Source organism: Candidatus Hadarchaeales archaeon, assembly GCA_038736355.1.
In the GTDB taxonomy this organism is placed as follows: Archaea; Hadarchaeota; Hadarchaeia; order Hadarchaeales; family WYZ-LMO6; genus WYZ-LMO6.
This window is the reverse complement of sequence record JAVYML010000002.1, coordinates 1-26,532: the sequence shown is the minus strand read 5'-3', so window position 1 is coordinate 26,532 and position 26,532 is coordinate 1. Positions and strand designations below refer to the sequence as shown.

29 protein-coding genes and 2 tRNA genes are annotated in these 26,532 nt (G+C 56.0%); 17 read left to right on the top strand and 14 right to left on the bottom strand.

Translation table 11 applies throughout. The annotated features are described in order from the left end of the window. From moaA to QXG22_02400, 3 genes are read left to right on the top strand one after another with little or no spacing between them, the layout of a single operon-like run. A complete protein-coding gene (moaA, locus tag QXG22_02410; GenBank protein ID MEM0358849.1) occupies positions 1–954 on the top strand; it encodes a GTP 3',8-cyclase MoaA in 954 nt (317 codons plus the stop codon). Then, the gene (locus QXG22_02405) at positions 955–2,157 is read left to right on the top strand and encodes a DUF438 domain-containing protein (protein MEM0358848.1); all 1,203 of its coding nucleotides are present in this window, start codon (positions 955–957) and stop codon (positions 2,155–2,157) included. It begins immediately after the preceding gene. Beyond that, positions 2,154–2,567, top strand: coding sequence for a hypothetical protein (locus QXG22_02400; protein MEM0358847.1), 414 nt, complete (start codon positions 2,154–2,156; stop codon positions 2,565–2,567). Before QXG22_02405 ends, QXG22_02400 begins: the two co-directional genes overlap by 4 nt. On the opposite strand, the gene QXG22_02395 is transcribed toward QXG22_02400, so the two are convergent. Both QXG22_02395 and QXG22_02390 read right to left on the bottom strand, forming a co-directional pair. Next, entirely contained in the window at positions 2,533–3,618 is a 1,086-nt protein-coding gene (locus tag QXG22_02395; protein ID MEM0358846.1) for a DNA methyltransferase, read from the bottom strand. The two genes, QXG22_02400 and QXG22_02395, sit on opposite strands and share 35 nt — an antisense overlap. A 2-nt stretch (positions 3,619–3,620) precedes the next feature. Continuing rightward, positions 3,621–4,838, bottom strand: coding sequence for a replication factor C large subunit (locus tag QXG22_02390; GenBank protein ID MEM0358845.1), 1,218 nt, complete (start codon positions 4,836–4,838; stop codon positions 3,621–3,623). 91 nt (positions 4,839–4,929) lie between these two features. On the opposite strand from QXG22_02390, the gene QXG22_02385 reads away from it, so the two are divergent. The 4 genes from QXG22_02385 (at position 4,930) to QXG22_02370 (ending at position 9,849) form a co-directional block, all read left to right on the top strand. Next, the gene (locus QXG22_02385; GenBank protein ID MEM0358844.1) at positions 4,930–6,204 is read left to right on the top strand and encodes a DNA repair exonuclease; all 1,275 of its coding nucleotides are present in this window, start codon (positions 4,930–4,932) and stop codon (positions 6,202–6,204) included. Continuing rightward, entirely contained in the window at positions 6,201–8,582 is a 2,382-nt protein-coding gene (locus tag QXG22_02380; protein MEM0358843.1) for an SMC family ATPase, read from the top strand. The genes QXG22_02385 and QXG22_02380 overlap by 4 nt, the downstream gene beginning before the upstream one ends. A 22-nt stretch (positions 8,583–8,604) precedes the next feature. After that, entirely contained in the window at positions 8,605–9,354 is a 750-nt protein-coding gene (locus QXG22_02375; GenBank protein ID MEM0358842.1) for a S49 family peptidase, read from the top strand. A gap of 294 nt (positions 9,355–9,648) precedes the next feature. Next, complete coding sequence (locus tag QXG22_02370; protein ID MEM0358841.1) at positions 9,649–9,849, top strand: hypothetical protein; 201 nt, start codon at positions 9,649–9,651, stop codon at positions 9,847–9,849. Here QXG22_02370 and pdxT read toward each other — a convergent pair. Both pdxT and pdxS read right to left on the bottom strand, forming a co-directional pair. Next, positions 9,846–10,454: a pyridoxal 5'-phosphate synthase glutaminase subunit PdxT gene (gene pdxT, locus QXG22_02365; protein MEM0358840.1), complete on the bottom strand. Its 609-nt coding sequence runs from the start codon at positions 10,452–10,454 to the stop codon at positions 9,846–9,848. The two genes, QXG22_02370 and pdxT, sit on opposite strands and share 4 nt — an antisense overlap. A 15-nt stretch (positions 10,455–10,469) precedes the next feature. Continuing rightward, positions 10,470–11,354, bottom strand: coding sequence for a pyridoxal 5'-phosphate synthase lyase subunit PdxS (gene pdxS, locus QXG22_02360; protein ID MEM0358839.1), 885 nt, complete (start codon positions 11,352–11,354; stop codon positions 10,470–10,472). Between the two features lie 35 nt (positions 11,355–11,389). On the opposite strand from pdxS, the gene QXG22_02355 reads away from it, so the two are divergent. From QXG22_02355 to QXG22_02340, 4 genes are read left to right on the top strand one after another with little or no spacing between them, the layout of a single operon-like run. Next, positions 11,390–12,493, top strand: coding sequence for a radical SAM protein (locus QXG22_02355; GenBank protein ID MEM0358838.1), 1,104 nt, complete (start codon positions 11,390–11,392; stop codon positions 12,491–12,493). Further along, positions 12,478–13,653, top strand: a complete 1,176-nt coding sequence (locus QXG22_02350; GenBank protein ID MEM0358837.1) for a hypothetical protein — start codon at positions 12,478–12,480, stop codon at positions 13,651–13,653. The genes QXG22_02355 and QXG22_02350 overlap by 16 nt, the downstream gene beginning before the upstream one ends. Next, complete coding sequence (locus QXG22_02345) at positions 13,650–14,327, top strand: fibrillarin-like rRNA/tRNA 2'-O-methyltransferase (protein ID MEM0358836.1); 678 nt, start codon at positions 13,650–13,652, stop codon at positions 14,325–14,327. The genes QXG22_02350 and QXG22_02345 overlap by 4 nt, the downstream gene beginning before the upstream one ends. 34 nt (positions 14,328–14,361) lie before the next feature. Continuing rightward, on the top strand, positions 14,362–15,492 hold the full coding sequence (locus QXG22_02340) for an MFS transporter (protein MEM0358835.1): 1,131 nt from the start codon (positions 14,362–14,364) through the stop codon (positions 15,490–15,492). On the opposite strand, the gene map is transcribed toward QXG22_02340, so the two are convergent. From map to QXG22_02315, 5 genes are read right to left on the bottom strand one after another with little or no spacing between them, the layout of a single operon-like run. After that, positions 15,482–16,378, bottom strand: a complete 897-nt coding sequence (map, locus tag QXG22_02335) for a type II methionyl aminopeptidase (protein MEM0358834.1) — start codon at positions 16,376–16,378, stop codon at positions 15,482–15,484. The genes QXG22_02340 and map overlap by 11 nt on opposite strands. A gap of 23 nt (positions 16,379–16,401) precedes the next feature. Next, on the bottom strand, positions 16,402–16,902 hold the full coding sequence (locus tag QXG22_02330; protein MEM0358833.1) for a hypothetical protein: 501 nt from the start codon (positions 16,900–16,902) through the stop codon (positions 16,402–16,404). Next, positions 16,899–18,410 carry a potassium transporter TrkG gene (locus QXG22_02325; GenBank protein MEM0358832.1) on the bottom strand — a complete coding sequence of 504 codons (1,512 nt, stop codon included), beginning with the start codon at positions 18,408–18,410 and terminating at the stop codon, positions 16,899–16,901. Before QXG22_02325 ends, QXG22_02330 begins: the two co-directional genes overlap by 4 nt. A 9-nt stretch (positions 18,411–18,419) precedes the next feature. Beyond that, a complete protein-coding gene (locus QXG22_02320) occupies positions 18,420–18,575 on the bottom strand; it encodes a hypothetical protein (GenBank protein ID MEM0358831.1) in 156 nt (51 codons plus the stop codon). Next, positions 18,572–19,240, bottom strand: a complete 669-nt coding sequence (locus QXG22_02315) for an NAD-binding protein (GenBank protein ID MEM0358830.1) — start codon at positions 19,238–19,240, stop codon at positions 18,572–18,574. Before QXG22_02315 ends, QXG22_02320 begins: the two co-directional genes overlap by 4 nt. A 70-nt stretch (positions 19,241–19,310) precedes the next feature. Here QXG22_02315 and trxA point away from each other — a divergent pair, with 70 nt between their 5' ends. Beyond that, entirely contained in the window at positions 19,311–19,715 is a 405-nt protein-coding gene (trxA, locus tag QXG22_02310) for a thioredoxin (protein MEM0358829.1), read from the top strand. On the opposite strand, the gene QXG22_02305 is transcribed toward trxA, so the two are convergent. The 3 genes from QXG22_02305 to QXG22_02295 are packed head-to-tail and all read right to left on the bottom strand — an operon-like array spanning position 19,712 to position 22,419. Continuing rightward, entirely contained in the window at positions 19,712–20,833 is a 1,122-nt protein-coding gene (locus tag QXG22_02305; protein ID MEM0358828.1) for a GTPase, read from the bottom strand. The two genes, trxA and QXG22_02305, sit on opposite strands and share 4 nt — an antisense overlap. After that, positions 20,834–21,703 carry an FAD-dependent thymidylate synthase gene (gene thyX, locus QXG22_02300; GenBank protein MEM0358827.1) on the bottom strand — a complete coding sequence of 290 codons (870 nt, stop codon included), beginning with the start codon at positions 21,701–21,703 and terminating at the stop codon, positions 20,834–20,836. It abuts the gene before it with no gap. A gap of 50 nt (positions 21,704–21,753) precedes the next feature. Continuing rightward, on the bottom strand, positions 21,754–22,419 hold the full coding sequence (locus tag QXG22_02295) for a peroxiredoxin (protein ID MEM0358826.1): 666 nt from the start codon (positions 22,417–22,419) through the stop codon (positions 21,754–21,756). A 57-nt stretch (positions 22,420–22,476) separates the two neighbouring features. Here QXG22_02295 and tsaA point away from each other — a divergent pair, with 57 nt between their 5' ends. Both tsaA and QXG22_02285 read left to right on the top strand, forming a co-directional pair. Beyond that, positions 22,477–22,950, top strand: coding sequence for a tRNA (N6-threonylcarbamoyladenosine(37)-N6)-methyltransferase TrmO (tsaA, locus tag QXG22_02290; GenBank protein MEM0358825.1), 474 nt, complete (start codon positions 22,477–22,479; stop codon positions 22,948–22,950). A 22-nt stretch (positions 22,951–22,972) separates the two neighbouring features. Next, on the top strand, positions 22,973–23,335 hold the full coding sequence (locus tag QXG22_02285) for an MscL family protein (GenBank protein ID MEM0358824.1): 363 nt from the start codon (positions 22,973–22,975) through the stop codon (positions 23,333–23,335). Between the two features lie 101 nt (positions 23,336–23,436). Here the strand turns inward: QXG22_02285 and QXG22_02280 are convergent. Next, a tRNA-Gly gene (locus tag QXG22_02280) sits at positions 23,437–23,534 on the bottom strand. A 96-nt stretch (positions 23,535–23,630) separates the two neighbouring features. Next, entirely contained in the window at positions 23,631–24,155 is a 525-nt protein-coding gene (locus QXG22_02275; protein ID MEM0358823.1) for a CBS domain-containing protein, read from the bottom strand. 60 nt (positions 24,156–24,215) lie between these two features. Here QXG22_02275 and rpiA point away from each other — a divergent pair, with 60 nt between their 5' ends. The 3 genes from rpiA to QXG22_02260 all read left to right on the top strand — a co-directional run bounded on the left by rpiA (position 24,216) and on the right by QXG22_02260 (position 26,401). Continuing rightward, the gene (rpiA, locus tag QXG22_02270; GenBank protein MEM0358822.1) at positions 24,216–24,977 is read left to right on the top strand and encodes a ribose-5-phosphate isomerase RpiA; all 762 of its coding nucleotides are present in this window, start codon (positions 24,216–24,218) and stop codon (positions 24,975–24,977) included. A 32-nt stretch (positions 24,978–25,009) separates the two neighbouring features. Further along, positions 25,010–25,120, top strand: a tRNA-Met gene (locus tag QXG22_02265). Positions 25,121–25,384: 264 nt separating this feature from the next. Next, the gene (locus tag QXG22_02260; GenBank protein ID MEM0358821.1) at positions 25,385–26,401 is read left to right on the top strand and encodes a pectin acetylesterase-family hydrolase; all 1,017 of its coding nucleotides are present in this window, start codon (positions 25,385–25,387) and stop codon (positions 26,399–26,401) included. Positions 26,402–26,532 lie beyond the last annotated feature (131 nt).

The window sequence follows — 26,532 nt, the reverse complement described above, 5'->3', positions numbered from 1 at the left end:
ATGGAAGACGGGTTTGGCAGGCCCTTGAAGAGCTTGAGGATTTCCGTCACGGAGGAATGCAACTTGAGTTGCTTTTACTGCCACAGGGAAGGTCTGGAGGGAGGTGGGAGGAGGATGGAGGCGTGGGAGATAGGGAGGATAGCGGAGGTGGCTTGTGGTCTGGGGATGGGAAAGGTTAAACTCACGGGTGGGGAGCCCCTCCTGCGCCAGGATTTGGAAGAGATAGTGAGGGAAGTTTCTTCCTCCTCGGAAGAGGTTTCCATGGTGACGAACGGAATAGGACTGAAGGAGAGGGCTTCGGGCCTCGCGGAGGCAGGATTGAAGAGGGTGAACGTAAGCTTGGATACCCTGAACCCGGAGAAGTATGCCAAACTCACGGGCGTGAGGGCCCTCGACGGGGTTCTGGATGGGATAAGGGCAGCCCTGGATGCCGGGCTGCATCCCGTAAAACTCAACATGCTCCTGCTCAGGGGGATCAACGAGGAAGAGGTGGAGGGGATGGTGGAGTTCGCCAGGAGGATGGGTTTAAAGCTACAGTTGCTCGAACTCATCCGCCTCCCCACCGACCCCCCCGAGATTTACGAGAGGTTCCACGTGGACCTATCGGGGATAGAGGAGAGGCTGAAGGAGAGGGGGAGGGTGAAGGTGAGAAAGGAACTGCACGCGAGGAGGGTTTACGAGTTGGACGGGGTGGAGGTGGAGGTGGTGAGGCCCATGCACAACTCCGAGTTCTGCCTCCACTGCACCCGCCTCAGGCTAACCCACGATGGCTATCTCAAGCCTTGCCTCATGAGGAACGACAACCTGGTAGACGTGCTCTCTCCCCTGAGGGAGGGAAAGGAGGATGGGGTGAGGGAGGCCTTCGAGCTGGCGGTGAGGAGGAGGAGGCCATACTTCGGGATGGTCAGGCAGGGATTTATCATCTTCCGAAGAATGGGAGGAGAGGGGAGATAGATGGAGGAGAGGAAGGAAGCCCTGAGGGAGCTCCTCAGGCGGCTGCACGCCGGCGCCTCCCCCGCGGAGGTCAAGGAGAACTTTAAGAAGGTACTGGAGGGGGTGAGCCCATTAGAGATCGCAAGGGTGGAGCAGGAACTCGTGCAGGAAGGCTTTCCCAGGGAGGAAATCCGCAGGCTGTGCGAGGTGCACTTGGAGGTTTTCAGGGAGCAGCTGGAAAGGCAGAGGGTCGAGGTTCCTCCAGGCAATCCTCTGGAAATCTTGATGGGGGAGCACGAGGAGCTGCAGAAGAGAATGGGGAAGATGAAGGAGGGGGTGAGCAGAATCGCGGAGGCGGGGGGACCCCCCTCTGCGGAAGGGGAGCTCTCCACCATGCTCAAGCTTTCGGAGGAACTGCTGGAGGCCGAGAAGCATTATCTGAGGGAGGAGAATGTGCTCTTCCCGATGCTGGAGAAGCACGGGATAACCGAGCCTCCGGCCATCATGTGGATGGAGCACGACCAGCTCCGCAGGGAGAAAAAGGAGCTTCACGGCCTCCTTCAGGAGGGCCCGGCGATGGATTTTGGGGAGTTCAAGAAGAGGCTGGAGGAACGCGTGCTTTCGCTGGACCGCCTCCTCCAGGGCCACATCCTCAAGGAGAACCGCATCCTCTTCCCCTCCGCCCTCCGGGTCATCACCCCTGAGGAGTGGCGGGAGGTGAGGAGAGGCTTCGATGAGATAGGTTACTGCTGCTTCACCCCTCCGCTGTCACCGGTGCCCGCGGAGGAGGGAAAGGTCGAGGAGAAAGAGGTAAACCTGCTCCAGTTCGAGACGGGTTCCCTCTCCGAGCGTGAGGTGGAAGCCATCCTGAACACCCTGCCCGTGGACCTCACCTTCGTGGGAGAGGACGATACCGTGAGGTACTTCAACAAGCCGGAGAAACGCTTCTTCGTCAGGACGAAGGCAGTCTTGGGGAGGAAGGTCCAGCTCTGTCACCCACAGAAAAGTGTTCACGTGGTCAACAGGATTCTGGAGGCCTTCAGGAGGGGGGAAAGGGACGTAGCGGAGTTCTGGATTCAGAAGGACGGACGCCTAATTTACATCAGGTACTTCGCGGTGAGGGACAGAGAAGGGAAGTACCTGGGTACGCTGGAGGTGACCCAAGACATAACGGAGCTGAAGAGGATCGAAGGGGAGAGGAGGCTCCTGGACTGGGGAGGATGAGGACCGTTCTTTTCGTCTGTGTGGAGAACAGTTTTAGGAGTGTGGTGGCAGAGGCCTACTTCAACAGATATGCACCCAAGGGGTGGAGAGCGGTGAGTGCCGGAATCTCCCCCGCTCAGGTCGTACACCCCATCGCCGCCGAGCTCGTGAGGGAAGAGGGGATAGAGCTGGGCGACAGGAAGCCTCGCTTCCTCACCCGCGAACTCCTCGAGGGAGCTGATATGGTAGTGGTGGTCTGCGGGGCGCGATGTCCCGTCGTGCATGCTCCCGTGGAGAGGTGGGAACTCCCCGACCCGGCGGACATGGAGCCAGGGGAGGCCAGGAGGGTGGTGGGGGAGATAAAGAGGAGAGTGCTCGAACTGGTCGGGAGGCTGGCTACTTCCTCCACTGGAGCAGGTACTCCCTCATGATCCCCAGCTTCTTCCTGGAGGGTGTGGTGCAGAACCTCTCGTTCACGATGGTGGCCTTCCTCACCTTGAAGCCTGCCCTCTCCGCAATCTCGCAGACGGGGGTGAAGACTTCGAAGACACCACCCTCGTTCGGGAAGCATCCATCGGAGATCACCATCGCCACCTCCCCCCCCTCCACACAGGCCACATACAGTTTTTCCACCACCTTTGAGAGGTCTTCCAGATAGGCTTCCCTCTCGAACTTGGGTTCCCCCTCCTCCATTCTCACCCCCAACAGTTTTTCCGGTGGGGGTGGGGGGAGGCCCAGGATTTCCTCCTCCAACCGATATGCATGGACATATTCCAGCTTTCCGGGATAGGGTGGAGAGGTGATCACGGCGTCGAAGGCTTCCTCCTCCACCTCCATTTCCCTGGCATCCCCTTCCACGATGGTGAGGTCCACCCTCTTCGTTCCCAGCTTTTCCAGATCATCACACATCCATCCTATTCTCCTGGCCAGGGCTTCCCTCAGGGGAGGGGTTTTCCTCTTCCTGACCTTCAGCACCTCCCCATCCCTGAAGGCCCAGCTACTCTCCACCGCCGCCAGCATGAGGGCCGTGAGGAGGAACTCTCTCTCCCCTTCCTCCCTTTTGAGGATTTCCTCCCTGAAGAAGAGGAGATCCTGGAGAACACCGGGATGGAAGAACTTCTGCAGGAATTTCGGAGGGGAGGTGCTGGGGGGATGAAAGGGAGTGGAGAGGAGCTCCTTCCCCGCCTTCCTCAGGGAGGAGAGGTCGTAATCCCTCGTCTCCACCCTGCAGAGGAAGAGGAGAAGGGGATGTACCTCATAACCCACCGCGTCCACCCCCAGCTCCTTGCATGCTAGGAGGGTGGTTCCCTTCCCGCAAAAGGGGTCCAGTACCCTATCGCCCCTTCCCATCCAGAGGTTCTGAAGGAGCATCACCACAAGGGACCTGGAGAAGGCTTCCTTGAGGGGAAACCAGCCATACACTGGAACCCCACGGTTGGGGAGATCCGTGACCAGCTTCCCCAACCTCAGATTCTTTACCACCTTCAAGTCTTCACCAGGCTCTTCAGGTATTCCCTCTCCTGTTCCGTGAGTTCCAACTCCCCGATGATTTTCTCCCCCATCTTCCCCTCCACCATCAGGGCCAGATACCCCAATTCCTCCCTGCACCTCCTGGAGGAGGTATGGGAGCGGAGGGCCCACTTCTTGGCTATCGAGTCCCGGAGGGCCCTCTTCCCCCTCGTTCTGGCGTAGAAGAGGGCGGAGCTCGGATACTGGGGCCTTCTTGGGGAAAGTTCCCCTTCCCTCAGGAGGGCTGGACCGGCACCCATTATTTCCGAAGCGTAGCTCCACATCCCGTAGTGCCCTCTCCTGACCGCCCTCGATAGGAAGATCTCCACCTTCGAGAGGGCATCGTAGAGCCTGGCCCTATCCTTGGGAGAGAGGGCAGGGGGGAGGTTCTCCGTTACCCACCCCAGGAACTCATCGGGGGGAAGGTCCAGTTCCATCACCAGCCTCCTCCCCTTCTCCACCGAGTCCACATGGGGCAGTTTTCCCAAAACCTCGAAGACGTTGGTTTCCAGGTCCCTCAAGTAGAGGGCCAAATCTTGGATCCCGCATTTTCTTTTGGCCCCGCAGGAGGTTTGGAGGTCGTTGATGGCAGCCCTCGCGTCACCCCTGCTGGTTTCCGCAATCCTCTTCAGTACCATCGGATCCACCTCTATTCCCTCCTTCAGGCAGATCCTCCTGAGGATCTCCTCTATTTCTGAAGGGGTGAAGCGTCTCAGGTTCACTTCCAAACAGAGCTCCCGAATTTCCTGCGGTAAGTTCCTGCGATCGTTGGCGGTGAGGATGATGGGATTCTTGGTGGTCTCCAGGATTTCCTTCACCGCCCTGTATCCCCCCCTGTCCTCGTGAGGGTGAAGGTTGTCGGCTTCGTCCAGGATCACCAGCCTCTTCTCACCCTTCTTTCCCGTGAGGGTACCCGTGGCGGCAGCCTCCCCCGCCACCCTCTTCAATACCTCAAAGGTTCTCTGGTCGCTGGCGTTCAGCTGGATGGCATCCCATCCCTCCTCTCCCGCCAGGGCCTCGGCGATGGAGGTCTTTCCCGTTCCGGGGGCGCCGTAGAGCAAGAGCGCCCTCTTTTCGGGTTTTCCCCTCTTCCAGCCCTCCACCCACTCCTTCACCTTCTGGAGGGCAGCCTTTTGTCCCACCACTTCGCTCAGTTTCTTTGGTCTGTATTTCTCGGACCAGGGAAGGAACATCGTAGATTTTTGGCCCCACAGGGATAAAGCCCTTGACAGGAGAATACTTTCACCCCATGGGTTAAAGGATGGCGGAAAAAAGAAAGGGGGAATGAACTTGAAGCTCGCCGTGATAGGGGATACCCACCTGGGAGCAAAATGGGGCACTCAAAGGGAGGAAGATCCCTTCGATCAGGCCGAGGAAGCGTTGCGGAAGGCCGTGGAGGGAGATGTGGACCTCATCCTCCTGTTGGGAGATCTCTTCGACACTAGGGCTCCCAGGCATGAGGTGTGGGCCAAGGCAATGAGACTCTTTACCCTTCCTAGGATGGCCGAGGGAAGGATGAGGTTGGTTGGGGTGAAGGGGAAGGAGGAAAAGGAAATCTCACCCCTCTCCCTGCAGGGAATCCCGGTGGTGGCCCTTCATGGAAACCATGAGAGCAGGACGGAAGGATTGAAGAATCCGGTGGAAGTGTTGGAGGCGGCTGGAATGCTCATCCACCTCCACAGGGAAACCGTGATCTTTGAGGGTCCGGGAGGAAGGGTGGCAGTCCATGGTATGAGCCACGTTCCGGAGAGATATTCGAAGAGCTTTTTGCAAACTTGGAATCCCAAGCCCGTGGAGGGTGCCTTCAACGTGCTCATGCTTCATCAGTCCCTAGGCCAGTACGTTTTTTCAACCGAGGAGTCCCCGGGTATCTTTCCCGAGGACCTTCCAAAGGGTTTCGACCTCTACCTCTGCGGACACGTGCATTACAGGGCCGAGGCCAGTGTCTGGGGAAGGCCCCTCCTCTTCCCCGGAAGCACGGAAAGGACACAGCTCCTTCCGATAGAAGCCCAGAGCCAGAAGGGCTTTTACTTGGTGGAGGGGGGAAGACCGCGTTTCGTGGAATTGGAGACTCCCCGCGACTTCTTCTATGAAGAGGTGGATGCGGAGGGAATGGATGTCCATCAGCTGCAGGAGAGGGTGAGGGAAAGGGTGGAAACCCTCCTTTCCTCGAGGAGGAGGAACATGAAAAAGCTCCCGCTCATCCGCCTGAGGTTGAAGGGAAGGTTGGCGAGGGGGAAGAAGGGAGACTTCGAAGACTCATCTTTGGTGGAGGAGTTTTCGGACAGGGCTTTACTCGTGATAAGCAAGGAAGACCTCTCCTCCCCACAGGAGGAAGTTAGGAGGGAGGTTTTGGAGAGGTTGAAGGATGCTCGTTCACTCGAGGAGATGACCCTGAGGCTTTTGGAGCAACAACTCTCTGAGCTGAAGTATTCCTATGGGCTCGAAGCCAGGAGTCTCTACACCCTCATGCTGGAGGGAAAGGAGGGAGAGGTGGAGGAGAAGGTGAGGGCCTTCGTCAGGAAGATGGTGGAGATAGAGCTGGAGGGGGAGAGATGATCACCCGCGTAAGACTGAAAGACTGGAAATCGCATGCCCAAACCGAATTGAGGTTCGGTGACGGCACCAACTTGCTGGTGGGGGGGATGGGGAGTGGGAAGAGCAGCGTGCTGGAAGCCATTTCGATGGGCCTCTTCGGCAAGATTCCCGGGCTCAGGGAGAGGGGGATAAAGCAGGAGGATCTGATCAGGAGCAAGCCGGAGCCCGCGGAGTTGGCGGAAATAGAAGTTGGGTTCATGCTTCCCACGGGTGAGGAGTATCTGGTGAGGAGGGTGATAAGGAGGAAGGGTGGAACCTCCGCGGAGCTGAGGAAGGCGGATGGTACTTTGGTGGAAGGGTCAACGGCCGGAAAGGTCACGGAGATGGTGGAAAAGTTACTGGGGGTGAGCTACGAACTTTTTGAAAGGGCCGTTTACTCCCAGCAGAACAGGCTCGATTACTTCCTCCTCCTTTCTCCTTCGGAGAGGAAGAAGAAGATAGATGAGCTGACGGGCATGGATAGGTTGGAGGAAGCCCGTCAGAAGCTCGGATCCCTTTCTAGGAGACTCTTGGAAGAGGCCAAGGAAAAGAAAAGGATGGTGGAGGGAAGGGACAGGGGGACCCTCCTCAAGCAGCTGGAAGAGCTGAGGAGGAAGAAGGAGGAGGATGAGAAGAGGATGGCGGAAATGAAGCGTGAGGAGGGGAGACTTTCCTCCAGGCTGGAAGAGGTGAAGAGGAAGCTGGAAGAACTGGAGGAGCTGGGGAGAAGGGTGGAGAGGCTCAGGATTAGGGAGAAGGAGGAAGGGGCTAGGATCGAACAGCTCCAGAAGCAGTTGGAGGAAATGAAATCCAAGCTGGGTAGAATTTCCGATTTGGAAGTCTTGGAGAGGGAGGGGAGGGAGGCGGAGAGGATCCTCTCCGAGGCCAAGGAGGAAGAGGAAAGATTACGCTTGGAACTCCTTTCCCTGGAAAGGAGGGTGGGAACCCTGAGGGCGGAGTTGAGGGAAAGGGAGGAGAGGAGGAAGGAACTGGAACGGAGGGTGAGGGAGAAGGAGGGGAAGGAGAAGTGGTTGGAGGAAAAGGGGGCGAGGGAGCTTCCCTCGAGACTGGAGGAAACTGGAAAAAGGATGGAGGAGGTTGGGAAGGAACTGGCCAAGGTGGAGGCTAGGGAGGGAGAAGTGGGGAGGGGATTGAGGGAGCTCCTTTCCGCCGGCCCTTCCTGCCCCGTCTGTGAAGCCCCTCTGGGAAGGGAGAGAAAGGAGGCCCTCGTGGAGAAGCGCAAGAGGGAACTGGAAGAATTGGCAGCGAGGAAGGTCGAGCTACAGACCGAGCTGAGGAAGCTGAGGGAAGAGGTGAAAAGGCTTTCCGAACTCGATAGGGAAGTAAGGAGAATAGAGGGGGAACTGAAGGAACTGCCCGAGTTGAGGAAGGAACTGGAGAGGTTGGAGGGGGAAAGGAGGGAGAAGGAAAGGGAATTGGAGACCTGCGAGGAGGAGTTGAAGGTCTTAAAGGAAAAGCACAGGAAGGCGGAGGAAAAGAGGGAGGAAAGCTGGAGAAACTGTCAGGAAGCCAAGAACCGATTGGAGATGGCCAAGAGCTTCTTTGAACTTGAAAGGCAGCTCAGGGAAAGACAGGTCCAGCGCCTCCATTTCCAGAGGGAGCTCTGGGAGCTGGAAAGGAGGTACAAGGAGGATGAGGTGAGGAGGATGAGGGAAGAAAAGGAAGCCCTCTCCTCCCAGCTGGAGGGCGTGAGGGGGGAGCTCAGGGGTTTGGAGAGGATCCTGAAGGAGGAAGGGGAAAGGATGGAACTCCTGAAGGAAAACCTCCTCGAGCTGCAGAAACTGGAGCTCGAAGCCCTAAAGCTCAAGGAAGCCTCAGAAGCCTTGGGACTCATCCAAACCGCCCTTTCCAGGACTCAAGCCCTCATGCGTTCGCTCTTCGTGGAGCAGGTAAACCAGCTGATGGAAGATCTCTGGCAGGAAGTTTATCCGTATGGGGATTATACCTCTCTCAGACTCTCGGTGGATGAGGAGGGGAACTACGAATTCGAACTCAGGGACAGAAAGGGCAACTGGCTTCCCCTCGAAGGAGTGGCCAGCGGAGGAGAAAGGACGGATGCATGTTTCGTGATCAGGGTAGCCCTGGCTAGGGTTTTAGCCCCAGGCCTTGGTTGGATCGTGCTGGATGAACCCACCCACAACTTGGATGCCGAAGCCATCCAAGAGCTGGCGAGGGTTTTAAGGGAACGTCTTCCTTCTCTGGTGCGTCAGGTTCTGCTCATCACCCACGAGGAGAGACTGGAGGCCGCCGTGAGCGGTTACCTCTATCGGTTCTATAGGGATAAGGATAGGGAAGGACCCACGATGGTGGAACAAATTTCCCTTCCCGAGATGTTTTAAGGCTGGAGTACGAGAAAAAAAGATGAGGAACAAGAAGAAACAGTATCTCTGGGGATTGGTGGCCCTGCTCCTGCTTTCCTCCCTCTCCTTCGCCTCTCTCCATTTCTTGGGCCCCAAGGACAAGGTGGTCGTGATAAGGGTGGAGGGGGAGGTGGAAGACTTCAGGTATGCGGATCTCCTCGATAGGGCCCTGAGGGATTCTCGGGTGAAGGGAGTGGTGGTGGAAGTGAACAGTCCGGGTGGAACCGTTCAGGCCTGTTTTGAGACGGAGGCGGTCATGCGCAAGCTCGCCTCCGAGAAGCCGGTGGTGGTCAGCATGAAGGAGTATGCCACCTCCGGTGCCTACCTCCTCTCCACTCCTGCTCGGTATCTTTTCGCCCGTAGCACCACCCTCACTGCGGGTTTGGGGGTGATAGCCATTTGGGTGAGCTATGAGAACTGGCTGGAGAAGGAGGGAATAAAGTACTACAGGTGGTGTACGGGGGAACTCAAGGACATGGGGGCATGGTATAGGAGTCCGACTCCGGAGGAGAATAGGTATCTGCAGAGCCTGGTGGAGAACATGCTGAGGGAGATGACGGACCGCATCAAGCGCAACCGTCCCCAGTTGGAGAACGTGCTCGAGTCCCTCAAGGATGGTTCCACCGTTTACGGAACGGAGGCTTTGGCCCTCGGTTTGGTGGACGGGCTTGGTACCTTCAAGGATGCGGTGGACAAGGTGGAGGAGTTCGCTGGGTTGAAGAAGGGTACCTACCGACTGGTTTATTTCTGAGCTTTCCTGGCCTTCTCCCAAGCTTCCCTTTTGGAATAGCCGTGTTGTTGTAGATGGAGGACCAACCCTAAAGTTGAGTAGAATTCAGCCCCACATTCCGGGCAGTTTTTCCTTTTTTCTTGGGATTGCACCGTTTTTTCTTTTCAATCCAAGGTTTAAACTTTGTGTCAACAAATTTTTACCCTTCCCCAAGATTTCCCCCTTTTTATAACATTGGGGTACCAAACTGTCCTCCCATTTAAAAGGGAAGGGAAAACCGGAAAGCCTATAAAGGAATTCGTGGGAAGCGTAGGGATGGCTTCCAAGGGAAGAGGAAGGCTGATCAACAGGCCCACGAAGACGGGGGAGAAGGAGTACGATAAGTTCTTCATCTACCTCCCCACCGAGCTGGTGAGGGACTCAGCCTTTCCCTTCAAACCCGGCGATTATCTTTTGGTGGAGATAGACCAGAAGAAGAAAGAACTCAGGATGAGGAAGTTCGACAGCACGGGTTAGGGCCTTCCTCCCCTGCACAGTTGTAAGAAGTACTCGTGTATTCTGGTATCGGAAGTGAGCTCAGGATGGAAGCTCAGGGCCAGCATCTTTCCCTGCCTTACCCCCACGATCTTACCCTCGAATTCCGCTATTGCCCTGGCTTCTCCCCACAGACGCTCCACGATGGGGGCCCTTATGAAAACGCCCCTGAAGGGTCCCCCCTTCAGACCCTCCACCCTCAGATCGGCTTCAAAGGATTCCCTCTGTCTACCGAAGGCGTTCCTGATCACTTTCATGTCCATGAGACCCAGGAGGGGTTGTCCCGTCCTCCTCACTTCCTCATCACCCTCCTTCGCCAGGAGGATCATCCCGGCGCAGGTCCCCATCAGGGGTAGACCTTTCCTCGCCTCCTCCTGAATCCTATCGAAGATTCCTGTAGTTACCATGAGTTTACCTATGGTGGTGCTCTCCCCTCCCGGGAGGATGAGACCCTCCAGACCATCCAGTTGCTCCTTCCTGCTCACCCAAAGGGCTTCACCCTTCATGCCCAAGACCTTCAGGGCCCTCCTGAGGGAGAGGAGATGTTCCGAAACGGCTCCCTGCAGTCCCAGAACGCCTATCCTCAAAGAGTCCACCCGGGATTAAATCCCTCTCGTGTGGAGGAGCTCCTCTGGCCTTAGGGTCCTGAGGTCCGTGCCCTTCATGGGGGTGGGGAGGTTCCAGCTGGCCCTCAGGACAACCTCGGGATCGTCGTAGTACCTGGTGGCCTCCACGATGGCCCTTGCCATGCGTGGGGGATCGGAGGACTTGAAAATACCCGAACCCACGAAAATTCCATCCACTCCAAACTGCATCACTAGGGAGGCATCGGCGGGCGTGGCTATCCCACCCGCGCAGAACCATACCACGGGTAACCTTCCCAGCCTGGCCACTTCCTTTACCAGTTCCACCGGCACCCTGTACTCCCTGGCCTTCTGCTCCAGTCCCTTCCTGTTCAGCCTCTTCAGTTCCTCTATCTGGCGAAGGGTGAGTCTGATGTGCCTGACGGCCTCCACGATGTTTCCCGTCCCGGCCTCCCCCTTCGTTCTTATCATGGCCGCCCCCTCGTGGATCCTCCTCAGGGCCTCCCCCAAATCCCTTGCCCCGCAAACGAAGGGGACCTTGAATTTCCTCTTGTCTATGTGATATTCCTCATCGGCAGGGGTGAGAACTTCGGACTCGTCTATCATGTCCACTCCGAGGGCCTCCAGCACTTGGGCCTCGGCGAAGTGTCCTATCCTACACTTCGCCATCACGGGTATGGAGACGGCGTCCATGATCTCCTTGATCCTGGCGGGGTCGGCCATCCTGGCCACCCCTCCCGCCTTCCTTATATCGGCCGGAACCGCCTCCAGGGCCATCACCGCCACCGCACCCGCCTCCTCGGCTATTCTGGCCTGTTCCGGCGTGGTCACGTCCATGATCACCCCGCCCTTGCACATGCTGGCAAAACCCCTCTTGAGCCTCTCCGTACCGAAGAGCTTCATCATCTATACTTTCCCTCCTTCCTTAAAGGATTCTGATGGAGTGCAGGGTATGCGGGAAGGAGGCCCTTTCTTCCGTGCTCGCTGTCTGTCCACGTTGCGTGAGGGAACGCTTCGAAGAGGCCAAGCCTTGGATAGAGGCAGCCCACGCTAGGACCAGGAAGGGGATGGGTCTTCCTCCGCTGGTTCCCAAAGAGCCTGGGGCTCCGGCTTGTGAGGGATGCGGAAACGCCTGCAGGATACCCGAGGGGGGATGGGGTTATTGTGGACTGGTAAAGAACGAGGGGGGAAAGTTGGTGAGGAGATGGGGAACCGCCGAAAGGGGACTGGTCAGTTGGTATCTGGATCCCCTCCCCACCAACTGCGTGCCCGCCGAGTTCTGCGCAGGTTCTGGGGGAGCGGGTTATCCCAAGTGGTGTCGTTCTCCCAGGGGGGACTTGGGATATTTCAACCTCGCCATCTTCTTGGGAAGCTGTACTTACAACTGTCTTTTCTGTCAGAACTTTAGCTTCAAGACCATGCTCAGGCAGGGCGGTCCGGTGGCGGGACCGGAGGAGCTGGCGGAGGAGGCAGATGAAAGGGTGGGGTGTGCCTGTTATTTCGGGGGGGATCCTTCAAGTCAAATGCCCTTCGTCCTTTCCTCGGCCAGGGCCCTGAGGGAAAGGGCGGAAAGGGAGGGAAGGCTCCTTAGGATATGTTTGGAGACCAACCTGAACCAGCATCCGAAGGATCTGGAGGAAGTGGGAAGGATTTGTTTGGAGAGCGGGGGAGGGATAAAGGCCGACCTCAAATGCTGGTCTGAGGAAATGCTTTATGCTCTTTCCGGCGTGAGGACGAGGGTCCCCTATCAAAATTTCGAGAGACTCTCCCGTTTGCACGCAAAGAGACCGGAGGTACCCTTCCTTCGCGCCAGCACCCTGCTCGTTCCAGGTTACGTGGACGAAGAGGAGGTGAGGGCCCTTGCCTCCTTCATCGCCGACCTCGACCCCACCATTCCGTATGTCCTTTTGGCCTTCCATCCCCTTCACTGGATGGGGGATCTCCCCTACACGAGGAGAGAGGAGGCGGAGAGGTACTTGGCCCTCTGTAAGAAGGAGGGACTAGTGAAGGTGAGGATTGGTAATCCATGGCTACTCAGGTAGCTTTATCGTCTGCGGAGGAGGGAAGGAAGATGGAACTCCAGCTGGCGGAAAACGTGCTAGGGGTCTTCGCCTTCGAGGGGGAGAGGGTAGTGGCCTTCAGGATCTTCGGTTCACCCTCCGAGGCCGCGGAGAGGATCTCAATCCTCCGGAGGGGGGAGCCCACCCCAGAGCATCTCCAGTTGGTGGAGGAGCTGGTGGGGAAGGGGTACAGGGAGTTCGTGGTGGAAGAAGAGGAGCTGGCGAGGAGGCTGGGATCCCGTTTTCCAGGGATTCTCTTCCGCGCCGAGTTTCCTGGGAAGGGGGGGGAGGAACTGAGGAGGAGGGGAGGGGAGATAGCCAGCATTTGCGGAATCCCCCTCTCGGAGAGGGTGAGGGAGGTCTCGCTGGAGCTGGCGAGGAAGGAAGTGGGAGAGAAAATGGCGGAAAGGGACAGGTGTGTGATCGGGGCCTCCAAGATGCTGGAGGAGCTGGACAGGACCCTCAACCTCCTCGTAAACCTCCTGAGGGAATGGTATTCCCTACACTTCCCGGAACTGGATGAACTGGTGGCCGATCATGAGGAATATGTCAGGTTGCTGGTTCTCTTGGGAAAGAGGGAAGAGTTTACGGAGGAAAAACTGGTGGGGTTGGGTCTTCCCCCCGAGAGGGCCAAAAAGATCGCCTCCTCAGCTAGGAACTCCCTTGGGGCAGAAGTGGGGAGGGAAGACCTGGAAGTCATGAAGGAGGGCGGGAGGAAGATCCTGGAACTCCTCTCCCTCAGGAAGAAGCTGACCGAGTATTTGGAAAGGAAGATGGAGGAGGTGGCACCCAACTTGAAAGCCGTGGTGGGAAGTCTCCTGGGCGCTCGCCTCATCTCGCTCGCGGGTGGGCTGGAGAAGTTGGCTAGGATGCCCACCAGCACCATCCAAATCTTGGGGGCGGAAAAGGCCCTCTTCAGGGCCCTACGTTCCAAAGGAAAACCGCCCAAGCACGGAGTACTCTATCGCTTCCCTCCCCTCCGTTCTGCTCCCAAAAAGCTGAGGGGAAAGATAGCGAGGGCGGTGGCGGGAAAGGTCAGCATAGCGGCTAGGGTGGATCTGATGGGAGGGAGCTACTTGGGTGACAGGCTATCCCTCGAGCTCGAAAGGCGTCTATCCGAAATAAGGGGTGGAAAGAAGTGAGGGTGGAAGTGGAGGAGAGGTTTCCAGGAGTTTATTGGCTTAGATTTCCCGAAGGGAAGAAGCTGGCGACCAGGAACCTCCTTCCTGGAGAGAGGGTGTATGGGGAGGAGCTCGTGAGGGTGGATGGAACGGAGTATAGGGTTTGGGATCCCTACAGGAGCAAACTCTCCTCAGCCCTCCATCTGGGACTGAAGGAAATGCCCGTGGGCAGGGGGTCTAGGGTCCTCTACCTGGGCGCGGCTTCGGGTACTACGGCCAGCCATCTCTCCGACATCGTGGGGGAAAGAGGGGTGATCTGGTGTGTGGAGCTCTCCTTCCGTCCGATGAGGGATCTCCTTCCCCTCTGCGAGAAGAGGAAGAACATGATTCCCATTCTCTCCGACGCCAGGTATCCTTCTTCCTACCGCTTCCTTTTGGAGGAGGCCGACGTGATCTATCAGGACGTGGCCCAACCCGATCAAACGGAGATCCTGAAGAGGAACCTGATTTATTTGAGACCCGGAGGCTGGGTCCTCTTCTTCCTTAAGGCAAAAAGCATAGACGTTACCAAAAGTGTCAAGGAAGTTTTCAGGGAGGAGAGGGAGAAACTGGGTGAGGAAATGAAGCTCGTGGACTTCAAGTTGCTGGAGCCATACGAGAAGGACCACGTCCTCCTGGTACTCCGTAAGGAATGAGCATCGGTTTTTATTCAGGTCGAGAAGAGGAGAGATGAAAAGGGCTCTCTTCTTGGCCTGTGTTGCGGTTTTCCTGGATGCAGCAGGTTATGGAATAGTGATTCCCACCGTCCCCCTGAGGGCCTCGGAATTCCACCTTTCCCCCACCCTCTTGGGTTTGGTTTTTGCCGCATATCCCTTGGTCCACCTTCTGGTCACCCTTCCCTTGGGCATCCTCTGTGAAAGGATGGGGAGGAAGTCTTTGCTGGGTTTGGGGATGATAGCGCTGGCCCTCTCCAGTCTCTCTTTCTCCCTCTCTTCTTCCTTTGTCCAGCTCTTTTTGAGCAGGAGTATCCAGGGAATGGCGGCGGCCTCGATCTGGATCGCTTCCCTGGCCCTCCTGACGGATCTCACCCCTTCTTCCAGGAGGGGGAGGACGTTGGGGTGGGTAACCGCTTCCATGGGTTTGGGAGCCATAGCGGGACCTCCCTTCGGGGGATGGTTGGCCGAAGTGGGTGGTTATTCCAGACCCTTCGAGGTATGGGCCCTTCTCTCCCTTTTGTTGGGCATCCTCTCCTTCTTACTCCTCCGGGAGCCCCCTTCTTCAGGCTTGGGCCTCGGTTCCTCCCCTTTCCTCAAAGGGGTTAGGAATCCCGATGCCGTCCTCTCCTGCTCGGTGGCCCTGCTCGTCTGGATGGGCTTTGGCTTTCTGGAACCCTTCGCCCCTCCCTACCTTTCCTCCCATCTGGGGCTGGGACAGGGTGAGATAGGCACGATGTTCGGGCTGGCAGCCCTCTCTTTGGTGATCTCCAGACCCCTCTTCGGCTTCGCCAGCGATAGGTTCGGAAGGAGGAGAGTAATAGGGTGGGGCCTCCTCCTTTGTGCGGTTTCCTTTCCAACGGTTCTCTTCGTGAATTCCCCCTTGCAGGCGACCGCCACCTTTTGTTTGTTGGGTCTGGCCATAGGGGCACCCCTCTCCTCCGCTCTTCCCCTCATCACCGAAGCCGTCCCCGAAGCAGGGGTGGCTTCGGCCCTTTTCCTCATGGCTTATTCCGTGGGCCATGTGGTGGGTCCTCTGGTGGGTGGGGCAGTTTTAAGCAGGGGCAATTTCGCCTTCCTCCTCTTTCCCTACTCCCTTCTCAGCCTAGTGCTGGGTGTCCTTTCCCTCAGTGATCTCAGACGGTGAGGACCTCACACCCCTCTTCCGTTACCAAAACCGTGTGCTCCGCCTGGGCCACCTTCTTACCAGACCTCTCCACCAGCACGTGGTATGGCCAGAGGGCACCCACTTCCACCAGTTCCCTGAGGGTGAGCCTGAGTCTAAGTTTGGACATGCGCTTGGCCAACCATCTCTCCGCGAAGGGAAGACCGTTGTACATCTTTTTGAGGTCCCTCAGGAGCTCCCTCGTCATCCTCAGCCTCACCGGGCGTTCCCTAAGGTACCTGAAGATGAGAACTTCCTTGGTATCCTCCACATAACCCGCCCCTCCCGTCACGAAGGGTTCCAGGGCTATGACCTCCCCCGCCTCCAGCCTTTGTCCCGTTCGTCCCGAGAGGTTGGGGATGGTGAGGCCTCCATGCAAGGTCCAGCGGGAGAGGGCATGTCCCGTGAGGTTGGCGATGGGTTTGAAGCCAGCCCCTTTGGCAGCCTCTTCTATGGCCCTTCCCACTTCCCCCACATCCACTCCCGGTTTCACCGTTGCTATGGCTGCCTCCAGGGCCTTCTCGGCAGCTTCCTTCAACCTTTCTCCCTCCTCGTCCGTGGCTATCGTGAAGGCAGTGTCGGCGATGTAGCCGTCCAGGTGGGCCCCTAGGTCCACCTTCACCAAGTCCCCTTCCTTGATCACGGTTGGATCGTCGGCCGGGGGACTGTAGTGTGCCGCCACCTCGTTGAGGGAAACATTGCAGGGGAAGGCGGGTTTGGCCCCCTTTTCTTGGATGAGCCTTTCCGCCTCCTCCGCTATTCTTACTAGGGACTCCCCCACCTTCACCATGGGCTTGATCTTTTCCCTCACCTCTGCCAGCAGCTTTCCCGCCTTCCTGTAGGCTTCCAGTTCTTGTTCTTGGAGCATCCACCCATTCCCCCCACCCGGGGTTAAAAGCTTTCAGGGGAGTAGCCCCAGAAGGGTTCCCTGCGTCTCAGGCGGAGGAGGAGGGCGGTGGAGAGACCGGCCAAGAAGAGGGAAAGGGAGAGGATTAGGAGGGGAAAGTTTATGGGTCTCCGGATCGCGTATCCCTCCGATACCACCTTCAAGTTTTCGGCATGGAAATCCGGTTCCCCTCCGTGTTCCCTGCATTTGGCATGGAAGATCCCCGTTACCTCTACCGTATCCCCTACCTGTTTGTAGTCCCCTATCACCCTCACCTCCCTTGCCAGTTCCTTCGTACACCAAACTCCCAGCGGCCAGCCGTTGTCCAGAAGGTTCAACCAGACACCCCCCTTCTTTTCCAGCCTTCCCACCACTTCCCCCCTTACGGTGAGGGATTTTCCATCCCATTCTTGGGGATTCTTCATCAGTTCTTCCACCGGAATGGCTCCCACCGCGGGAAGGAAGAGCAAAGAGAGGAGGAGGCAGAGGAGGATCCTTTCTATCATTCGACCTTCCTCCCCAAGCTCAGGGCTAGGGCGATGAGGAGGACGAGGACGGTCAGGACCTCCAGCCTCCCCATCCACATGAGCATCATGTAGGTCAGTTTGAGACCCGCTGGCATGGAGGGATGGGTGATCCCGCAGCTCAGTCCCACGTTGGAGAGGGCGGAAGCGGTTTCGAACATGGCTTCCCCAACACCGTAACCATAGGCCGCGGTGATGAAGGTTCCCGAGAAGAAGAGGAGGAGGTAAGAAGTGGCCACCACCGCTGCACCCCTAACCACCGCCGAGGTGAGGGGAGAATCCTTCAGATGGTGGAACCTGTCCCCTATTACCGCGGATCTGGGAAGGAAGGGGCGCTTGAGCTCCAAGGCGAAGGATTTGAGCAGGATTCCAACCCTTAGGGATTTGATGCCTCCGGACGTGGAGTTGGCGCAGCCCCCCAGCAACATCGAGAGGGAGAGGATCAGGAGGAGGGAGAGGGGCCAGATCAGTACCAAGTGGGGGGGAGGGATGGTGTAGAAACCGGTGGTGGTTTGGGCGGAGATGAGCTGGAAGACACCCCTCCTGAAGAGGGCCTCGGTCGAGGCGTATATCCCCTTTCCAAAGAGAAAGAGGGTGGTAAGGGTGCACAGGAGGAAGGTGGTGGAGAAGAAGACCTTTACTTCCGTGTTCTTGAAAATTTCATTCTTTCTGCCCGTGAGGAGGGCATAATGCAAGTTGAAGTTCAGGGCCCCTATTACCGCCAGGATCATGGCCACGATTTCGTAAACCATTCCGTGGTAGTACATGAGGTTCTGGGAATGGGGACTGAACCCGCCCGTGGCGTATCCGGTGAAGGAGTGACAAACACCGTCGAAAAGGGCCGTATCGGGGTCGGCTCCCTCGTAGATTCCCGCAAGGGTGAGGAGAAGGGCTCCGAGTATGAAGAAGGTGAAGGCTATGCCGAAGATGAGCCTGGTGGTCCTTATCACGCTCGGTCTGATCCCTTCCTCCCTCGCCTCCCCCCTGAAGGCCAGTACACTGCTCATCTCGGTCCTCCCCAGCACGGCGAGGGAGACCACCACGATTCCCACCCCGTCACCCAGGAACTGGAGGAGATGGCGGTGGAAATGAAGGGAGCGGGCGAGGTGGTCGGGATCAACGGCTAGGGTGAGACCCGTGCCCGTGAAGCCGCTTAGAGATTCGAAGCAGGCATCCAGGAAGGAAGAGCAGGCCTTTCCCAGCCAGAGGGGAAAGGAGGCCAAGAGAGAGGTGAGGAGCCAGGCCAGAGCCACCAAACATAGGGCATGTTTGAGTTCCATTTGTTCTTCCGTCCTGAACGAGTGGGAGAGGAAGGTGGCTATGAGGAGTGTCAGACCGGAGGTGAGGAAGAAGTAGGGCAGGGTGTCGAGTTCTTCGTAAAGGAAGGCGGGAAGGAGGGGGAGGAGGAAGACGAAGGAGAGGAGATGGAGCATCCTCCCCAGATTGTAGAGGATGATCTTCCAGTCCCCTCCCGTGAGACGGAAAAGCAAGCGAGCACCTCAAAGGGAGGAGAGGGTTACGACTAGGAAGCAGAGAGCCGCGGAGAGGAGGATGAGGGCGGAGGCGATGGTGAACTCCACCACGAGCCCGCTCAGGAAATCCCAGTTCTTTTCCAAGAATCCCCTCAGTCCGAGCTTTCTGAAGGCCATCTTCACCTACCCCTTATTTGGTCCACCAGCTTGGCTATAGCCTCCTCCTTACCCATGATTGCCACGATATCCCCCGCCTCCAGCACGGTTTCCCCCCTGGGGACGACGAGTTCCCCATCCCTGTAGATCATTCCTATGATGCATCCCCTGGGTATGGCGAGCTCCGAGAGTTTCTTGTGGACCACCTTCGAACCCTCTGGGATCCTTATCTCCGCCGCCGTCATGGGAGTATCCGAGAGGAAGATGGAGGTGGTGCCTGGAAGGGAAATGGCGTTCTCAAGCACCATGGAAGCCACATGGGAGGGACTGACCATCAGGTCGATGTTGAAGCTCTTGGACATCTTGGCCATCTCCGGATCCTCTACTCTGGCCATCACCAGGGGAACACCATAGGCGTTTTTGGCCAGCTGGCAGGCCACGATGTTGTCGTTGTCGTTTCCCGTAGCCCCCACGAAGACATCCGCCTCCTTTATCTTGGCTTCCTCCAACGTCTCCCTCTCGGTGGCATCACCGCAGAGGATGAGGGCGTTGAGCCTTTCGGCCAGTTTTTCGCACACCTGGGGATCCTTGTCTATGAGGACCACATCCTTTCCCTTCTTGGTGAGGATCTCGGCCAGGTGGGAACCTACCCTTCCCCCTCCGGCTATGACGATGAGCTTGGGCTTTTTCATCCCTCTCTCCTTAGGGGGTCTTCTTTAAAAATTAACTTGGAGGTATTTTAGGGGCAGAAGGGGTAGTAGGATGGAGGATGAGGAACTCGCGAGGATACGGGAGAGGAAGCTTAAAGAGTTGGAAGAGAGGTGGCTAAAGGGGAGGAAAATGGGTACCGAAGGACCGGTTGAAGTTACGGAGGAGAACTTCGACGAGTTCATCAGGGCGAATCCTCGAGTGGTGGTGGATTTCTGGGCCGCTTGGTGTCCCCCTTGCAGGCTCCTCTCACCCGTGGTAGAGGAGCTGGCGAAGAAATATGCCGGAAGGGTGGTCTTCGGAAAGCTGAACGTGGATGAGAACCCCTCCGTGGCACAGCGCTTCGGGATCATGAGCATTCCCACCCTCCTCTACTTCAAGGAAGGAAAGCTCGTGGATGAGACGGTAGGGGCCCTGCCCGCAAGTGTGATAGAGGAGAGGATCAAGAGGCTCCTTTAGGTGTGAAGCTCAACCACATCCCCGTCTTGGAGGGGATAGTCTCTGGGCACCCATTGTCCGGGGAAGCGGGTGGATCCCCACACCCTCACCGCCCTCATTTCCCTTTCGAGTTCCTTGTGGATGGCCCTCGCCACATCTATGGGGGTGGATCCCTTGGGCAAAACGAGGGGTTTGTCGGAGGGTTCCTCGTTGGGTTTTTTGGTGTAGACCCTGATGAGACCAAGGCTTTGGAAAATTTCCCTCTTGAGCTCCCCGGGGTCCTTCCCAGCGTCTATTACCTTGAAGGGTATGGGGAGGGAGGGTGTGGGGCAAAGATCGGTCTTGGTGAGGAGAACGAAGCATGGGCGATAGACCACCGATCCCTCCAGCACCTCCTCGAAGGTCTGAGGAGTTATCCTTTCCTCCACCACCACGAAGGCGTTATGTATCCTGTGTTCTCTCAAAATCCTCTTGATTTCTTCCTCCCCTCCCTCCATCAATTCCTTTCCCCTGATCACTATTCCCCCCTCCTCCCTCCTCTCTATGGTGACCTTAGGTGGGGAACGGTTCAACCTAACCCCGCTCTCCTCCAGTTCCTTCACCAGGATTTCCAGTTGTTGGAGGGGATGGGAAGAGGCGTCCAAGACGAGTGCGATGACATCCGCGTTCCTAGCGGCGCTCAAAGGTTGAGCCCCCAGTCCCCTACCCCAGCTGGACCCTTCCACGATTGAGGGTATCTCCACGAGCTGGACTTGCACATCCTCGTAGTCCATCATACCCGGAACGGGGAACCTGGTGGTGAAGGGATAGTCCGCCACTTCTGGTCTAGCATTCGTGAGCTTCCTGAGGAGGGTGGATTTACCAGAATTGGGCAGTCCTACCAGAGCCACCTGGGCGCATCCCTCTTTCTTCACGGCAAAGCTGGGTCCCCCTCCACCCCTCCTCCTCTCCCTTTCCTCCAATTCCCTCCTCAGCTTGGCGAGCCTTTGTTTCAGCATCCGGAGGAGCTTTTCAGTACCCTTGTGCTTTGGGGCGATCCTGATGAGCTCCTGGGTGGCCTGGATTTTCTCCTCGAGGGTCTTGGCCTGCAAGTACCTTTGTTCGGCCTTGAAGTACTCTGGGGGAAGGTTGGCGGGCATTTAACTACGGGGTTCTCTGCTCGGTTTTTCACCCCAAGAGGCCCATTGGAGGAAAAGCTCCTCCTGTACCTTCAGGGCCTTGGAGGGATCAAAGGAAGAGGGTTTTTCTCCCTTCGTGGGAAGGAAGATCTTGCTCTTGGGATTCCTGAAAGGACAGGGGGGATAGAAGGGATGCGGTTTTCCACTTCTCACCCCAGTTACTCCTTCCTCCGGGCAGACCCTGAGCATGAAACCCCTGCATCCCACCAGCCCCCTGAGGAGGGGGAGGTGTTCGAGGAGCAGGAAATAGAGCTGGGAGGCCAAGCATCTGAATTCGGGAGAGGCCCTGACGCAGAGCCTCAGGCCCAGGAGGTTGAGGAGGGAGCGGAGGTTCATGGTGACATGGTAGATTCCCACCGCTTGGCAAAAGGGAAGGAGATACCTCGCAGCTTCCCTAGGCAATCCCCCTTCCAGCATCCTCTCGTATTCCCTCAAGCATTCCTCCACCACCCTCCAGAAACCCTTCAAGAAGGGATCGTCTTCCTTCTTTCCCAGGAGATGCCAAGGCACTATCACTTCGTAAACACGCTTTTCCTTCTCTATACCCTCGTCCGCCTTTAGATACCTGGTGGAAAAGCCTGTGTGGCTGACGATCCTATGCTCGAGGAATTCGGGGGCCATCCCTTTCGACATCTTCACATCGAACTTGATCACGATGTGTTCCAATGCGGAACCGTAATCGTTCCTCACCATCATCCTGAAGACTTCTTCCTCCTCCAGGTTTTCCGGTACCCCCGAAAGCCTAGCGGAATAGACTACTTCTCTCCACGCATCCCTTCCCCCCACTATTTGAAAGTTCCACACGAGAGGCTTCACTGCCCTTATTTCCATCTTTTTCTTTTCGCCGTCTTTTCCCTTAAATCATGCCGGATTTCTAGGCTTCAGCGCTGGAGTTTCTTGTGACAGAACCACCAGTCGAAGCACTCTATTTCTCCAGCCTTGGCCTTTTCCAGCCTTTCCTGCAGGGCTTTCACGGTGTTCGCTGGAGGAACGATCACATGGTCCCCCACCAGTTCGTTGTTGGGCCAGTTGGCGGGCATGGCTACCCCGTACTTGTCGGAGAGCTGCATGGCTTCCACCGTCCTGAGGATTTCATCGATGTTCCTCCCCAGCTCTTGGGGATAGTATATGATGATGCGTATTTTTCCCTCCGCATCCACCACGAAAACGGCCCTTACCGTATTCGTTCCTTTGCCCGGATGGATGAGTCCCAACTTCTCCGCCACAGCCCCCGTGTCGGCGATGATGGGGAACTGGATTTCCACACCCAGTTTTTCCCTGATCCACTCCATCCATTTGAGATGGGAGAAGACTTGATCCACGCTGAGGCCTATGAGCTCACAGTTGAGAGCCTTGAACCTTTCGTACCTCTTCTGGAAAGCCACGAACTCGGTGGTACATACCGGGGTGAAGTCCGCAGGATGGCTGAAGAGCACGAACCATTTTCCGGCATAGTCGTTGGGTAAGAGTTTTTCACCGTGTGTCGTTCTAACCCTCATTTCGGGAAACCTGTCTCCCAGCAGAGGTATCCCTTTCTTTTCCTCCATCGGCTAACCTTCGAGGACCATTTTTTAAGTTTTCCCACGAAGGGTCGTTGTGTGCTGATGGAACTCAGACCGATCGGGGTAGTTAGAGTGAACCTGAGTGACGAGCAAGTGAAAGAGGCCTGGAAAACGGGAGGGGTGGAGGGAGAGATAGAGATCTATCCCGAATACGAGCAGGCGTTGGATGGAATAGAAAACTTCTCTCACCTTAAACTGTTGGTTTGGCTGCATAAGGTTGGAGAAAGGGAGAGGAAGGTCCTGAAAGTGAGACCCAGGAGGTTAATCGGGTTGGGGGTTCCCGAAGAGGAAATACCCGAAGTGGGAGTTTTCTGTACCGATTCCCCCCACCGTCCCAATCCTCTGGGCATAACGGTGGTGAAGTTGGAGGAAAGGAGGGGGAGATTCCTGAGGGTCTCGGGCTTGGACCTCTTCAACGGTACACCCGTTTTGGACCTTAGACCATATGTTCCCCGCAGGATCCTTCCAGAGCCTACTCTACCGGCTTGGTTGGAGAGGATAAAGGATAGGCTTTAAAAATTGGGGGAGAAAAAGAAATGTGGCTAAAGAGGAAGAAATGCTGGAGGAGTTAAAGCGCATAAGGACCCTTTTGGAGCCGAAACCTCCTCCTCCGCCTCCTAAAGGTTTCAGGGCAGAGTTCATGGACTTTCTCTCCAAATATAAAGTCTTGGGGATGGCAGTGGCTTTCATCCTAGGTCTTTACTTGGGTGCACTGGTACAGGCCTTGGTCTCGGATTTGATCATGCCCATCATCCAGCTGGTGACCCCGGGACCTTGGGAAGGACTGGAGGTGGGTCCCTTCAGGGTGGGTCACTTCTTGGGTGCCCTCCTAACCTTTATCATCGTGGCTTTCGTGATCTTCCTCATCGTAAAGGCAGCGAAGAAGTGGAGAATCGAATAAGTACAATTTCCAAGGGATCCAGTACGAGGATTACGGAGGTACTGGGGGAATCCTTCACCCAAACGAATAGATTTGGAGCTTTTAACCCTCGCCAAAGGCAGTGGTGCGGCCGGCGGGATTCGAACCCGCGTCACGGGCCCTCCCCGAGCCCTTGGCTCACGGGGAGCCCGGGTCTTAGACCAGGCTGGACCACGGCCGCCCTATCCCCCTCTTCCTTACCAACTTTAACTTTATCGTCGAAGAAGGGGGAGAGTAAAAAGTTTTGCTGGAAGGTTTCTCCCCTTCAGTTTTGGTTCTAGGTTTCGCTTTCAGCACAGTCTTCGCAAACCCATCTTCCGTTTACTTCCCTAAGCCCCTCCTTGACCTCCCCGCAGAGTTCGCAGACGCTCCTCCCTATTTCCTCCCTTCTGAGCACTTCGTGGTGTTCGATGGTTTCGGCCATTCCTGGAGAAAAGGAAGCTATGTCGGAGGCGGTGAGGATCCCCACCAAAACCCCTCCCTTCACCACAGGAAGCCTTCTTATCTTGTGCTTGGTCATGAGCCTGGCAGCGTCGAGTACATCGGAATCGGCTTCTATGGTGATGAGTTTCTTCGACATGATGTCTCCCACCTTTATTTTGCTGGCCTTCAAATCCACGCTCACCACTTTCGTGAGAATATCCTGTTCCGTGAGGATACCCACGGGTTTTCTGTTCCTTGTTACCACTACGCATCCCACTCCTTTTTCGGTCATCAGTTTGGCGGCTTTAGCTACGTTGGTGTTGGGCGTACAGGTTACCACGTTTTCTGTCATTATTTCCCTTACAGGTATGGTCTTCATAGGCTCCTCCTTTTTTTGTCCACTACCATATTTAACCCCTCCTTCCCTGAAAAGAAAGGCTTGTGGGAGGGGAAGGAAGTGGAAAAGAAGGTGGTTCCGACTCCTTCAGCAGTGGCGGAATGGAAAAGGAAGGCCGCTAGGGGAGCAGTCGAATTGGCGGATGGTAAAGAGGTGGTGGGTTTGGGTTCTGGTACTACGGTGGCGGAGATGGTGAAGATGCTGGGAGAAAGAAGACCCAGGTCGATTTTCATCCCTGCTTCCCGCTCCACGGAAAGTCTTTGTAAAGAAGTGGGACTTAGATTGGGTACGTTGGAAGAATATGGGGAAGTGGATTTGACGATAGATGGGGCAGACGAAGTCGATCCGGAATTGGATCTCCTCAAGGGGGGAGGGGGAGCACATACAAGGGAGAAACTCTTGGCACTGGTTTCGAGGGAAGTGGTGATTGCCGTGGATAAAACCAAGTTGGTGAGGGTCTTGGGAGAAAAGAGGCCTGTTCCAGTTGAGGTTCTTCCCTTTGGTTGGAAGCAAACGGCGACAAGGCTTGAAAGACTGGGAGGAAAAGCTTCAATAAGAGAGGAGAAGGGTAGGCCCTTCCTCACAGACAACGGGAATTATGTGCTGGATGTGTTTTTTGGTCTGATAAAAAGGCCCCGAGAGCTCGAGAAGAGAATAAACTCGGTGCCTGGAGTGGTAGAGAACGGAATTTTTAGTGGTTTGGCGGATGTAGTGGTGGTGGGACACGAGGAAGGGTGTACAGCACTCTGCAAGGGAAAAAGGCTTGGTGAATCGCTGAAAGGTTGGGGGCTTACTTTGGAGTAAGTTATAAGTTTTTGACCCCTTATTTTTGTTTGGCCGGGGTGGCTCAGATGGTTAGAGCGCCGGACTCATAGCCCTGCTATGAGTGCTGACCTCAGGGATGATGGGAAATCCGGAGATCGCGGGTTCGAGTCCCGCCCCCGGCACTATCTCGTTTTCCGAGGTAAGTCAAATTTATAAACGACTTCGCTAAAGAAAAAAAGGTGGGGAGACTTAAACAGAATGAGAAGGATTCGATCCGGTATCCTCTGTTAGCGGTGTGTGTTTCGGTACTCATTTGTTTAGTTTCTTTCCAAAGTGCCACGGCCAATACCGGAAGCTCTAGTTGCGCTTATAGACAAATCCTTGTATCGTATTACGCGGATCCCTTCAAGATAGACATTTCCTCCATGAAAAGAGCAAACGAGCTGATGATAGATGATCCAGCCAATGGTATCGATTGGGAAAAAATCTATCTTCCGTATCCGTGTGTTAATGCCGATAATAAGAGAACCTATATCATGGTGAGCAAGGGAAGCTCCAACAATCTCCTCATATATTTAGAAGGGGGTGGAGCTGCCACTGATTTCGTCACTTACTACACCATGGCTTTCAGCTACATTTGTGAGTTGTTACCACCCAAGTGTGGTATTTTTGACAGGAGGAACCCCGACAACCCCTTCAGGGATTGGACCTTTGTTTTCGTTCCTTATTGTACTGCGGATGTTCACTCAGGTAATAGGGTAATGAAATACTTGAATCCGATTAATCCGAAGAAAAGCAAGGTAGTATATCACGTGGGTTATGTTAATGCCACGGTCGCCCTCCGTTGGGCGGCACAGGAGTTCCAAAACCCCGGTAAAATCGTGTTGGCGGGCTCGAGTGCTGGAGGATATGGAACGCTTGCCCATGCTCTCAACGTGATCGAAATCTTCAACCAACCCGTTGTTATCATAAACGATGCCGGTCCGGGCTTGACTTCCAAGAGGAATCCGAATTTCACGCTCGAGATGACGGATTATTGTTGGGGGTTCCTCCAAAATCAACCCGAAAATGTGAGGAAAATAATCCTGGAGAGGGGGGAGGTGGCATATGGTCTCTTGTACTTTTTGGATCTTTACAACGATCCAAAGTATAGGGACAGTATTTATGCTCTCTACGAAGATCAGAAGGATTTCGTTATAGGTAACGTGTTTCTATGGTATACGGGAAAGGAATTCAAAGAAAAACTGTTGGAGGTTTGGGGTGAACTCAAGAACTCATGTCCAAACAACCTCTTCAGATTCTTGCCATTTGGAATGGGCCACACCGTGCTCTATGGCTATCCCCTCGTGGGTTCTGACTTTTACACCAGGGAAATAAACGGAATATCGGTGTGCGAATGGGTGAAAGGCTTATTGAGGCTCGAGGGAAGACAACCGATGGATTTGGTGGAAAGGGATTGTTAATAGCTAGCTAAACTCATTCCTCAGGAAGCTTGTAGGGCATCGTCCCCAGCATGATGGTCTTCCCGTACTGTCCCAGCTTCCTGTCGGCCAAACAGCTGTAGTGGAGGAGGTCCTTCCCCGAACCATCATAG